11 protein-coding genes are annotated in these 12,514 nt (G+C 50.1%); all 11 read right to left on the bottom strand.

Translation table 11 applies throughout. From position 1 onward, the window contains the following. Positions 1 to 83 precede the first annotated feature (83 nt). A complete protein-coding gene (locus RIN56_05660; GenBank protein MDR7866286.1) occupies positions 84 to 1,253 on the bottom strand; it encodes an aminotransferase class I/II-fold pyridoxal phosphate-dependent enzyme in 1,170 nt (389 codons plus the stop codon). A 17-nt stretch (positions 1,254 to 1,270) separates the two neighbouring features. After that, positions 1,271 to 2,377 carry a DegT/DnrJ/EryC1/StrS family aminotransferase gene (locus RIN56_05655; protein MDR7866285.1) on the bottom strand — a complete coding sequence of 369 codons (1,107 nt, stop codon included), beginning with the start codon at positions 2,375 to 2,377 and terminating at the stop codon, positions 1,271 to 1,273. A 55-nt stretch (positions 2,378 to 2,432) separates the two neighbouring features. Further along, on the bottom strand, positions 2,433 to 3,068 hold the full coding sequence (locus RIN56_05650; protein ID MDR7866284.1) for a sugar transferase: 636 nt from the start codon (positions 3,066 to 3,068) through the stop codon (positions 2,433 to 2,435). Between the two features lie 9 nt (positions 3,069 to 3,077). Continuing rightward, the gene (locus RIN56_05645) at positions 3,078 to 3,854 is read right to left on the bottom strand and encodes a class I SAM-dependent methyltransferase (protein ID MDR7866283.1); all 777 of its coding nucleotides are present in this window, start codon (positions 3,852 to 3,854) and stop codon (positions 3,078 to 3,080) included. Between the two features lie 3 nt (positions 3,855 to 3,857). After that, on the bottom strand, positions 3,858 to 5,153 hold the full coding sequence (locus tag RIN56_05640; GenBank protein MDR7866282.1) for a glycosyltransferase family 4 protein: 1,296 nt from the start codon (positions 5,151 to 5,153) through the stop codon (positions 3,858 to 3,860). Positions 5,154 to 5,192: 39 nt separating this feature from the next. Continuing rightward, complete coding sequence (locus RIN56_05635; GenBank protein MDR7866281.1) at positions 5,193 to 6,317, bottom strand: DegT/DnrJ/EryC1/StrS family aminotransferase; 1,125 nt, start codon at positions 6,315 to 6,317, stop codon at positions 5,193 to 5,195. Then, the gene (locus RIN56_05630) at positions 6,295 to 7,662 is read right to left on the bottom strand and encodes a UDP-glucose/GDP-mannose dehydrogenase family protein (GenBank protein MDR7866280.1); all 1,368 of its coding nucleotides are present in this window, start codon (positions 7,660 to 7,662) and stop codon (positions 6,295 to 6,297) included. Before RIN56_05630 ends, RIN56_05635 begins: the two co-directional genes overlap by 23 nt. Positions 7,663 to 7,767: 105 nt before the next feature. Next, a complete protein-coding gene (gene murJ / locus RIN56_05625) occupies positions 7,768 to 9,291 on the bottom strand; it encodes a murein biosynthesis integral membrane protein MurJ (GenBank protein ID MDR7866279.1) in 1,524 nt (507 codons plus the stop codon). A gap of 100 nt (positions 9,292 to 9,391) precedes the next feature. Then, positions 9,392 to 10,516, bottom strand: a complete 1,125-nt coding sequence (wecB, locus tag RIN56_05620; protein MDR7866278.1) for a UDP-N-acetylglucosamine 2-epimerase (non-hydrolyzing) — start codon at positions 10,514 to 10,516, stop codon at positions 9,392 to 9,394. A 65-nt stretch (positions 10,517 to 10,581) separates the two neighbouring features. Then, positions 10,582 to 11,346, bottom strand: coding sequence for a Wzz/FepE/Etk N-terminal domain-containing protein (locus tag RIN56_05615; GenBank protein MDR7866277.1), 765 nt, complete (start codon positions 11,344 to 11,346; stop codon positions 10,582 to 10,584). 25 nt (positions 11,347 to 11,371) lie between these two features. Continuing rightward, positions 11,372 to 12,496 (bottom strand): glycosyltransferase family 4 protein, encoded by a 1,125-nt coding sequence (locus RIN56_05610; GenBank protein ID MDR7866276.1) that lies wholly within the window; start codon positions 12,494 to 12,496, stop codon positions 11,372 to 11,374. Positions 12,497 to 12,514: the final 18 nt, after the last annotated feature.

Genomic DNA, 12,514 nt, shown 5'->3' with positions numbered 1-12,514 from the left:
TTGAGGAGGTTGCGGGGGGCAATTGATAGACCCGGACATTACTCCACCTCGATCATTCTAATCTTTGCCGTGAGTTTCAAACGTTATTTGGAAAGTTTCTTTAGAGAGTCCGCCACGGCGTGGAGGGTCTCCCATTTCTTGCAGTAGCAGAAGCGGACTTGGCTGATGCCTTTGCTGCGCTCGGAATAGAAGGACGACCCTGGTACGGTGGCGACGCCGGCTACTTCGATGAGCTTGCGACTGAAGGCGAAATCGTCGTCGGCGCCGAGTTTTTTCTTGAGATTCTGGATGCCGGACAGGATGTAGTAGGCGCCTTTAGGAGGCGAGCACTCGAAGCCGGCTTTGACGAGGACATCGTAGAGGAACTGGCGGGCCTCGGCGTAGTGGCTCTGGAGGCCGGCGTAATATTCGGGCGGGAAGGTGAGGGCGGCGGCGGCGGCGTGCTGGAACGGGGTAGGCGCGCCGACGGTGAGGAAGTCGTGGACTTTGCGGATGCGCTTGGTGATCGTCTTTTCGGCGATCGCCCAGCCTACCCGCCAGCCGGTGACGGAGTAGGTTTTGGAGATGGAATTGATGGTGATGGTGCGGTCGGCCATGCCGGGCAGCGCGGCAAGCGAGATATGCTCGGCGCCGTCATAGAGGATGTGTTCGTAAATTTCGTCGGTGACGGCGTAGCTGTCCCACTTCTGGCAGAGGTCGGCGATTTCCTGAAGCTCGGCGCGGGTGAAGACTTTACCGGTGGGGTTGTTGGGGGTGTTGATGACGATGGCCTTGGTTTTTTCGTTGAAGGCGGCGGCCAGTTCCTCCGGTCGGTAGGTCCACTCCGGCGGATAGAGGGTGACGTAGCGGGGGGTGGCCCCAGAGAGGATGCCGTCCGGCCCGTAATTCTCATAGAAGGGTTCGAAGACTATGATTTCGTCGCCGGGGTTGATGATCGCCTTGAGGGTGGCGATCATAGCTTCGGTGGCGCCGCAGGTGACGGTGATGTCGGTAACAGGGTCGCATTTTATGCCGTTGTAGGCAAGGACTTTTTTGCTGATAGCTTCGCGCAGTTCGGGCTCGCCAAATGTGACGGGGTACTGGTTGAGGCCGCCGTTAATGGCGGCGATGGCGGCGTCTTTTATGGCCTGAGGGCTTTCGAAGTCAGGGAAGCCCTGCGAGAGGTTATAGCCGCCGGCGGCGTCGCATATTCTCGTCATTTCCCGGATGACGGACTCGGAAAATGTTTCGGTTATTCTGGATAATTGTTTCATTGTTCCTCTCTAGCCTCCTATTTGCCGTAGAAGGAGCGGACGACTTTGATGACGTATTCGATCTCTTCGTCGTTGGTCTCTACGTTCATGGGCAGTGAGCATACTTCGCGGCTGAGCGCCTCGGTCTCGGGGAAGCCGCGGTCGACGAGTTTGAGGCCCTCGTGTTTGTAGTAGGGCTTGCGGAATTGGGTCAGGACTTCGACGCCGTTCTTTTTAAGGTAATCGGAAAACTCGCTGCCTTGCTTGGACCTGAGGGTGTAGTTCTGGTAGACGTGGTCGAAGCCGGGCTTTTCGTAGTGGGGCAGTAGCAGATCCGTGAGGTCGCTGAGCGCTTCTTTGTAGCGCGTGGCGACTTGTTTTCTTCTTTTGATGCCTTCAGGCAGATGGCGGAGTTTGACGTCGAGAAAGGCGGCCTGGAGGTTGTCTAGGAGACAGGTGAAGCCGTGACCGAAGTATTCACCAGTTTCGCGGTCTTCGCCGTTGTAGCGCATCCTACGGGCGAAAGCGGCTACGTCCGGGTCGTTGGTGGTGATGGCGCCGCCATCGCCGTAGCCGCCGAGAATTTTGAAGGGGTAAAAACTCCAGCAGCCGGTTAGTCCCCAAGCCCCGGCCATTTTGCCGTTGATGCTGGCGCCAAGGCTCTGACAGGCGTCCTCGACGACAACGAGGTTGTATTTTTCGGCAATGGCCATAACCCGCTGCATGTCGGCCATCCAGCCGCTGAGGTGGACAGGCATGATACCTTTTGTTTTCTCAGTGATGACTTCTTCAATTTTGTCGCAGTCGATGTTGAAGTCTTTGGTGACGTCGACAAGCACCGGGGTTGCGCCGACATTGACGATAGCCGAGCAGGAGGCGACAAAGGTGTGGGCGGGGACGATGACTTCGTCGCCCTGTCCGATGCCGGCGGCCCGGAGGGACATATGTAGGGAATCGTAGCCGCTGTTGAGGCCGACGGCGTATTTGGTGCCGACGAACTTCGCGAGGTTTTCTTCGAATTGTTTGAGGTGCGAGCGGTCGATGTATTCGCCTTTTTCCATGACATCAAAGTAGGCTGCGTCGATTTCGTCTTTGATCATGTGGTAGTTGCGTACCGGATTTACAAAACGGACTTTGTTGATCATTGAATTTATTTCCCCTTTATTGTTGTTTGTTGTACCCGAATTATTAAGTCAAGGATCAGATTTCGGGAACCCCGACTACCCCGCCGCCAGTCCTTGTAGAGATCAAGGTCAGGATCGTACAGACAATTATTTTGATATCAATCAATAGATTGTGCTCACGGACATATTTGAGCTGTAGCTTTAGTTTGGTAGGCCTTATCAGAATGCCGTAAGCTTCGTCGGCGTCAGCGATGCCCGAGGCTTCGATGATGTCGCCTTCGTTGTGAAACTTAATCGACGACCAGTCGGTAATGCCCGGACGCAGCGTCAGGATTGCTTTCTCTTCTTCGGTGTACATATCAACAAATTTCTGCACTTCCGGACGGGGACCGACGATGCTCATGTCGCCGAGGAAGACGTTGATAAGCTGGGAGAATTCGTCGAATTTGAATTTGCGGATAATGTGACCGATTTTAGTTACCCGCATATCGCTGCCGCTGGTAGAATCGGCACCTATTTTATCGGCGTTGGGCACCATGCTACGGAATTTGAAGATGCGGAACGGTTTTCCGTAGCGGCCGACGCGTACGCCCCGGTAAAATATGGGGCCGGGGGAATCGAGCTTGATGGCAATAGCGAGAGCGAGCAGGATGGGGGAAAGAAGTATAAGGCCGAATGATGAAAAGATGATGTCTAAAAGGCGTTTGAGCATATATCCCCCTCACTTTTGCGACAAGGTCGCCGCGCAGTAAATTACTTTGTGTTCTTTGTCCGGCACGCAGGGCGCAAGTCGCGGTGGCTCTTCATACGGAAACATGCCTTCAGTGACTTCGGCCGGCATTTTGACAAGGCCGCCAAAAACGAGTCTTTTGAGGAATTTTTTCCCTTCTGCGGTTTTCGGCATCAAACCGAGGGTGACAGCAAGTTTTTTCACTGGCCGCAGCACTTTCTGGCGTAGCGATACTTCGCCTATCGGTAGGTGCCCGAAGCATTCGACGGTAAATCCCTGGGCGGCAAACAACCGCTCGAGTTCTACTACACCGTGGTATTCGTGAGTGTATGGGCTGGGATTGAAGTCGTACAGGTCCTTGTTGGCGTTGGCTATCAGCACCTTGCCGCCGGGACGCAGTATCCGCCGGCACTCGGTCGCAAATTTAGAAGCCGATGGTATGTAGTATAACGCTTCGAAAAGAATGATGATATCTTTTGAGCTGTCTGCGTAAGGCATGCTCTGTGCGTCGAACTGTTTTAGCTCAAATCGGTCGCCGTAGTGGGCATTGGCAATGCTGAGGATTTTCCCCTCATAGTCCCCGGCTGCCATGCTTTTCGCCTTACCGGCCAGATACCCTAACCCCTGGCCACTGCCGCAGGCGACTTCCAGCACATCCTTGCCGGTGCAGTAGCCGCCGGCCCAATAGTATCGATGGCAGATCCTTTCGACTTGTTCCTGGGACACATCGTCACCGGCCAATTCGGTGACGGTTGAGAAATCGGGCATTGTTTATCTCCTTTTCTGCTTATTACTATCAGCTTGCGCTCGGCATGTTTCCAGAATATATTCTAAATGGTCGATATAGTCAGAATAAACCTTCTCTGCGACAAACTTCTCTGTAAAAACTTTATTAGCTGAATGAGCCATCGCCGACAGGCCGGACGAATTATCGTACATTTCACGCAATATGGTTGCCAAATCTTGCGGATTGCCTTTTGTATATACTTTACCGCAACTATTGGCAACCAAGATTTTTTCAGTTCTGCCGTGCAGGCTAGTAACTATTGGAAGGCCTGCGGACAAGTACTCTATAATTTTATTGGGGATAGACATCTCATAATCGGGCGTGCTCTTGTATGGGGCAAGTCCAACCTTTGCAGAACGCATCAGCCACCAGATCTCCGGAGCACTTACCCATCCAGGAAATATAATGTTCTTGGTTTTCGTGACCATTGATTTATAGTATTCAAATTTGTCGCCCATCCCGCAGATAATAAAGCGAAATTTACGGACGTCATCCTGTTCAAGGATTTTGGCAGCCTCAACCACAGTTTCTATATCTAACTGATTACCAAACGTGCCGAAAAAACATATATCGAAGATGCCTTTGTGAGAAGTTATTCCTTTAGCGGCCCACTGTTGTTCGGCCGCCAAGAGTTGAGCAGCGCCAGGTTGGCGATTACTATAGCCGAGCGGAAAGTCGCGGTCGAAAGGGCCAATGGCTCTACCCGCATATTTTAACCCCCATTCGACAAAATCGGGCGTAACACCTGCTATACCAGTGGCTCCGGCACAAGCTAGTTTTGTCCATTTATACAAGGGAAACAGCGGAAGGCGGCCCAACCACCGTCCCCAAGACGGTAACAGGTCGAGAAATATATCCGGCCAGAGATCTCTGACGTCGACAACTACCGGTATGTTGTTCCCGTTTGCATATTTCACGACTTCCCACGCAAGTTTTAACGTTGGAAACGACACCAGGATTATGTCAGGTTTGCTTTCGTGTCTAGCCAGCTGACAAAATTTACGTCCAAGACCGAAGTGATTTATCAGGCGATCTACGGAAATATTAGCCTGATATGATGGAGCATGCAGCATAAAGAGGTCCAAGCCTGGCTGGATTATGCATTTTTTATCATTATCACATCTTTGTTTTTTTGCGATATGATCAAAGCTAGAGGTCCACCATAGTACCTCGTGACCCCTGTCAACCATCATTTTAGACATCAGCCCGGTTCGGTACAACCGAACGTCTTCGCCGTCAACAGGCAGCGGCTCGCCAACCGTTACTAACCATACTTTCACTTCCGGAATTACCCCGCACTTCAGTAGTTATTTCCGTACTCAGACCAGTTTTATTGTATCGCATATGTATTCTATTTGGGTGCTGGTTAATTCCGGATACATCGGCAGACTGAAAATTTCCGCACAGGCGGCCTCCGCCTGCGGAAAATCGCCCGGTTTGTACCCGAGGTAACGGTACGCCGGCTGAAGATGCAAAGGTATAGGGTAGTGCACCCCGCAAGCGATACCATTGTCGGCCAGTTTCCTCATTAGTGCGTCCCGCTTGGGGGAGCGGACGACGTATAGGTGGTATACGTGTCGTGCATCACGCGCCACATATGGTACTACAATATCAGGGCAATCCCGCAGTAGTTGTGAGTATAGGGCGGCATTGGCAATCCTCTGCTCGGTCCATTTTTCAAGGTGCTTAAGCTTAACGCTGAGTACAGCGGCTTGAATTGTATCCAAACGGCTGTTATAACCTTCGATTTCGTGCTCGTATTTAGCCGTTCTGTGCCGGCCATGATTGCGGAGCATTGAGACGTTTTCTGCGATAGTATTGTCAGGGGTGATAACCGCCCCACCGTCTCCGTACGCCCCCAGGTTTTTGCCCGGATAGAAACTGAAGCAGGCTGCATCGCCGAAACTGCCGATAGGTTGTCCCTTATATTTGGCACCGTGTGCTTGGGCCGAATCCTCCAATAATTTGAGGTTATATCTACGAACAACATCCATGATAGCATCCATTTCGCATGGCTGGCCGTAAAGGTGGACGGCAATAACCGCTTTGATCGGAAGTTTGCGCATGATCAATTCTTTAATCTTTGCTTCCAGTTTCTCGGCGTCCATGAGGTAAGTTCGCGGATCAATATCGACAAATTCAGGATGCGCCCCGATATTGGTGATACATTCACTGGAGGCAATGAAAGTGTTGGGAACAGTTATGACGTAATCCCCCGGCCGAATGCCTATGGCCTTAAGGGCAAGCAGCAACGCGTCGGTACCGTTGGCGACGGTTAAACAATTGGGTATTCCGCAGTAGGAGGCAAATTCTTCCTCAAATTGCGTGACATCCGGTCCCATTATAAAAGAAGCCTTATCCAGAATAGCGTTCATTCTTTCCTGAATCTCCAGCTTAATAGATTGATACTGCGCAACAAGGTCAACCAGCGGAATTTTCTGCACTTACCTTGCCCCCCTGACGTCCAATGCCATAGTATTCAAAACCATATTGTTCAGCCACTTGGGGATCATATTGATTTCGACCGTCAAAGATTACCGGCAAGCGCATCCTTTTCCTCATCTGTTTGAAGTCCGGCGTGCGGAACGGTTTCCACTCGGTTACCAGAATTACCGCATCAACTCCATCAACCGCGTCATACTGCCCCTTCGCGAATGTAAGCCGCTTTTGGGCAAACCATTCCTGTGGCAGAACGGATTCGGCCGTCTTTACCGCCTTCTGATCATATGCTACGATGTTAGCCCCCATGTTTATAAGCCCGCGCAACAATGGTATGGATGGCGCTTCCCGCATATCGTCCGTATCTGGCTTGAATGAGAGGCCCCAAACGGCGAATTTTCTCCCGCTCAAATCGGCGCCAAATCTGTTGGAAACTTTTTCGACAAGAACCTGCTTTTGTCTTTCATTGCGCCCATCGACGGCCGTCAGTATTTGCGGATCAAAGTTATGTTCCTTGGCCATTTGAATAAGAGCTTTAATGTCTTTCGGAAAACATGATCCCCCATAGCCGCATCCTGGGTAGATGAAGGAATAGCCAATACGACTGTCCGATCCAATGCCTTTGCGCACTTCTTCAACATCGACGCCGAATTGGTCGCAGATCATTGCTACTTCGTTCATGAAGGATATCTTAGTAGCCAGCATGCAGTTGGCCGCATATTTTGTCATTTCTGAAGCCCGGACATCCATAAACAGCAGCCTATCATGGCTTCTAACGAAAGGAGCATATAGCTGGCTCATCATATGCCGTGCCCGGTCGCCTTTACAACCGACAATAACCCTGTCAGGTTTCATAAAGTCTGACACCGCTGCCCCTTGTTTAAGAAATTCGGGATTGTTTACAACGTCGATATCTATGTTACAGTTCCGCTTTTCCAGTTCGCGCCGAATCAGACGTTCTATTTTATCGGTCGTTCCCACGGGTACGGTTGATTTAGTAATAACGACGCAGTAGTCTTTAATATGCTCGCCTACTTCGGCAACCGCCTCAAAGATATAGTCGAGGTTGGCTTCGCCATTCTGTCGTTGCGGTGTGCCGACAGCAATAAAATAGAAGTCCGTATCGTGCTCAACCTGCAAGAGCGATGTTACAAATACCAGGCGCCCTTCGGCGCAATTGCTTTTTATGAGATTTTCCAGTCCAGGCTCATAAATGGGGATTATGCCATTCTTCAATGCCTGGATTTTATTTTCGTCTTTGTCAACACAGACGACATTATTTCCCACATCTGCGAGACAAGCTCCCGTTACCAGACCTACGTATCCTGTACCGATAATAGTGATATTCATTTTAATCCCTCCTCTTTCATATCGCAATACTGCGTTATTGTACTTGCAGGCAAACGGGTTCGGTATAAATTGCTGGCTTAATTTGGTAGGTTTTATAGGTGAGTACTATCGCCATAGGATTTCCAGTTTCGTTTTGCTCCGCAAAAAAATTTCCCTGGCCCATTCAAAACCCTCTGATTTAACATAAGCGAGTACTCCCAAATATACCGCTCCGGCGAAGCAGACGGTCACAATAAGCCCCACTCTATCAGCCATTATTGGGGACGACATTATTGCCGGAAGAATAGCGATACCAACAAGATAGAAAAAAACTTTTGAACTGAGGCCCATAATGCCAGCCGCAACAATGCTCTGTTTAGCCGACCGCCAGATTTTCGCGCCTGCAGTGTTGCTATCCTTGTTCCACAACCAAAGTAGCGCTCCTCCACCTACTAGATAGGCGCCGGAAGTTGCCAGAGCCAGACCATCTGCCGCCATGATTCTCACAAAAGCAAGACTCAATGCTAATTTGACGGTAATCATAGCCGCTGCTACCCTCAACAGAAGGCCGGATTTCTGCAGCGCACAGTTTGCTTGTCCCAAAATACCCAAGACACCGGCACCGAGCATTCCGAATGAGAGAAAAAATAGTGCCATGCTCGTCTTGGCTACGGCAGTCGCCCCAAATGAACCGCGCTGAAACAGCAAGTCAATAATAGGTTCCGAAAAGGCCAGTATCAGCACCATTGCCGGAATTGTGGCGAACAAGGCCATGCGGATACTTAAGCCTATGTTCCGGTTCATTTCGTTATAATCGGCCCGGCCGACGCAGGCAGCTATAACCGGGTATGAACCAGCGGCGATCGAGTTGGCTACAAGGTTGACGGTCAAGGAGTTCACCCGGTAGGCATAGTTTAGGGCAGCAATGCTGCCGGTCGGTAATAAGGACACAAACATCCGGTCAATAATGAAGGCAGCGTCGACAATTATCGTAACCATGAGCGCCGGTAACAGAAAAGCCATTAGTTCTTTCGGAAATATGGATGTCGGTTGGACGAAGCTAAACTTAAAATGCATTTGGTTCAGACCATATAATTGTATCATAATTTGTAACAATACGCCTACTGTCGTCGCATTTCCCAGTACGTAAATATTGCCGGTAGTGCCAAATACCAAAACACTGACTACTATTGTGAGGTTAAAAACTATTGGCCCGAGATACGGAAAAATAAAACGATGACCGGCTTGTTGAACACCGTTAAATACGGCCAGCAAAAGTGTACCGGTGAAACATGGAAGCAATATCCGCACGAGCTCGATTGTCTTCGTACGGGTTTCTTGCGGCCAGTCTGGCACCAACAATGCGGCGAGTCCGGGGGCGGCAAAATATGCTAAAATCGAAAATACAGTAGCCAGCGCAAATATACCGGATACAATCCTGTTAGCCAATTCACTTCCCGCTTGTAGGCCGTTTTTGGCCATATGGCGGCTATACACAGGAATAAAGGCCGCAAGGATACTTGTGGCTAAGACAGTGCTTATTGTACAGGGTAAGACCTGGGCCAGCAGAAATACATCCATGTCAGCAGATACCCCGAAAAAAGCAGCAAAAACCATTTCACGGATCAGACCGATTATCCGGCTAACCACCGACAGCCCACCTATGATTATGGTAGCCCAGGCAATTTGTCGTAATGACATTGTGAGTTATTCTCCATTACGCCTGAGTAGTACTCTGATGATGCATAATTTATTCCATTGCCAGGTATCGGACTATTTTCGCGCCGGCATGTCCATCGCCAAAGAACGCTTCGTCATGCTTTACTGCCATTTCGCCCATGTTTCTCTCGGCATTGATTATGCTTTCATAGTCTGCTCCCGCTAAAATGTTACAACCGTTATTAACTAGTTCTATCCATTCGGTCTCCTGCCGCAAGGTGATACATGGCTTTAAAAAGAAATACGCCTCTTTTTGCAATCCGCCGCTGTCGGTAAACACGCCGAGACAGTTTTCCAGCAGCATTATCATATCAAAATAGCCGACAGGGTCAATGAGAGTAATGTTTTGAATATTTATCCGCTGACAGTTGATTAGTTTCTTCGTACGGGGATGAAGAGGTAAAATAACCGGTGTTTTTCTGGCTATGGTGTTCAGGGCGCGGAATATGTCGCCTAACGCATCCGAGTCATCTGTGTTCTCGGCCCGGTGCACGGTTGCCAGATAAAAATGTTTCCGGCCGAGTTGACGAATCAGACTATCCACCGTCGGACTAGCTACCGCCATCGTGCGATAATATAGGGCCGCGTCGTACATAACATCGCCGATAAGGGTCAGTCGGGGGTTATTATTGCCATTGCCACTGTGATGGCTCATAATAAAGCCTTCACGCTTCAGATTCTCGACCGCTGTGGCGGTGGGACAAAACAGCCACTGCGAAATCCTATCGGTCAATATCCTGTTGATTTCCTCAGGCATGTTCATGTTGAACGAACGCAACCCCGCCTCGACGTGGGCAACCGGAATATGAAGTTTTACGGCGGCAAGAGCTCCGGCCAAAGTTGAATTCGTATCTCCATAGACTAAGACAACGTCAGGCTTGAGCTGTAACATGATATTTTCCAGCTTTTCAATCATTCTGCCGGTCATGGCGCCCTGCAACCCGCCGCCTATGCCTAACGAATAACCCGGCTTGGGGATACGCATTTCGTCGAAAAAAACAGCGGACATGTTGGAGTCATAGTGCTGGCCGGTATTTATGAGTATCTCTTCAATGGGAGAACCTGAACAGCTGCTGTTATATTCTTCGATGGCTTTGGATACGACCGAAGCTTTGACAAATTGCGGTCTGGCACCGACAACCGTTGCGATTTTCATAGCATACCCCGCCAGTTTTTCGTCTCCTGTTTATCAACCCTCAGACATCCACCAGCAAGACTTTGTCAGGCTTGCCGATGGCCGGACAGGTTTCTAAAATAATTCCGCGCCAAAACTAGTGTTATTCCCCCACCAAAGCCGACGAGAATGCTCAAGACAATAAAGTAGAGCCGCCCCGCCTGAGAACCTTGGAGTAAGGTAGGCGGCTGAACAATAAGCGGCGGTTTTACCACGTTAAATTCGGTGAGATATATCCTTTGGTCCAGATCATACTGCAACCTCATCAACAAAGGCACGGAAATACCGTCATACAACCCGTCACCGGCTTTGGAATTCAGGTTGGTCAATGCATCGACAATGGATTGCCGCTGGCTTTTCAGGGATGCCATTAATTCATCCTGTTTTCTTACCATCGCATTGTAATGCTTGGCATTATCTTGCTCGGTCCGGCTAACGATACCTTCGAGGAATTTCTTTGTCTCCGCCGGGTCCGTGCCATATGCCCGCATCTTAAGCGTCGATTTTTCCATTTGAACGACAAGGTAGGGGGACTGCTGCGTTTTCGGGCCGAACTTATTCGTCAAATCAACCAAGACGGCTTCGGGGTTTCCGAGGGTAAGCTGACGGCCAACGCCAGTATCGTTATATTCGCAGAACTGAAAGGCCGCCTCGCTTACATAAACTGGCTTTCTTGTCTGAATGTAGGCTAAAGAACCTGCCAAACAAATAAAGGTAATAATCAGGATCAGCCATTTGGCTTGACGAACTACCGATAACAGATTATAGGCACCCTGACTGGTTTTTTTTTGCTGGCATTCCTCTGTCTTCATTCCCATTCTCCTTTTTGAGTAGACTTCACACAGTAGCTTTACCGGACAAACCCTCATAAAGGCTGTACAGTTTTTCTTCTTCCCGCTCCCAGTTATAAACATCGAGAACTGCCCGCCGGCCGCGTTCACCCATTAGTCTGGCTTCCGTAGGGTTGTCCAGTATCCATTCGATGGCGGCAGCAACGGCGCCGCCATCCAGCGGGTCGACACAGATACCGCATTCATGCCCTTCGACAATTTCTTTCCATAAAGGAAAATCGGAAGCGATCACCGGTATACCTGCTGCCATATATTCGAACATTTTAATCGGCTGTGATACAAAGTAGTTGACAATGGGACGGAGAACTACAAGGCCCGCTATCGATTGCGTCAATATTTCCCTTACCTGCTGGCGGCCGACAAAACCTAAAGCTTCGACATCCTTCCAGCCGGGCATTGACTCGACCTCCGCCCGCTCGGCTGCGTTCGAGAATTCCCCCGCAAGAATAAGCTTAACTTGAGCTTTTTCAGCAGCGGATACCATTTCTTTTATGCCCCGGTCTACAGATATGCCGCCAACGTAACATACCTCCCGCCGCCGTTCGCCGTCCAGACTTGCATCGCCCGCAAGTTCTCCGTTGATGGGAAAGTTGTTGATGACAAACGTGTTTCTGTTTATCGCGGCAAACCTTTCGCCAATATATGGCGTCGCGACAACTACCGCGTCAAAGCATCGCCCGGCCACGGCCTCGATAATTTCGATTGTTTTGGACATTAATCGCCGCAACCGTTGGTCGATCCAGTGCTTCGAGAGTGTTTGCCGCGGGACATCTTCATGAACATCATATACTACCTTCTTGCCTAGAAGCTTGAGAAACAGGCCAACGAACAATAATTCCGGGTCGTGAAAGTGGTAGATTTGCGCTTTAAGGCGTACAGCAACAGAAAAAACCCGCCATACGCCGAAAAACATCCGCTGCAACCTGGATTCCTCCAGGGGCCCGGCAGCGTGAAGGCAAATACCGTTAATCGGCTCGACGGGCGAACCCAGGTGTACGAGATGCACTCCATAGCCTTTTTTTCGCAGTGATGTACATTCTTTAACCGTAATTCGCACATCATGGGGCGAGTGGACAGATGTCAAATGGCAAATAACCGGGGGCTCGCTCATCTTCACTTCTCCTGCCGC

The organism is Sporomusaceae bacterium (assembly GCA_031460455.1).
Taxonomy (GTDB): domain Bacteria; phylum Bacillota; class Negativicutes; order Sporomusales; family UBA7701; genus Anaeroselena.
Note: the sequence above shows the minus strand (reverse complement) of the source record. Positions and strands in the feature narration are given on the sequence as shown.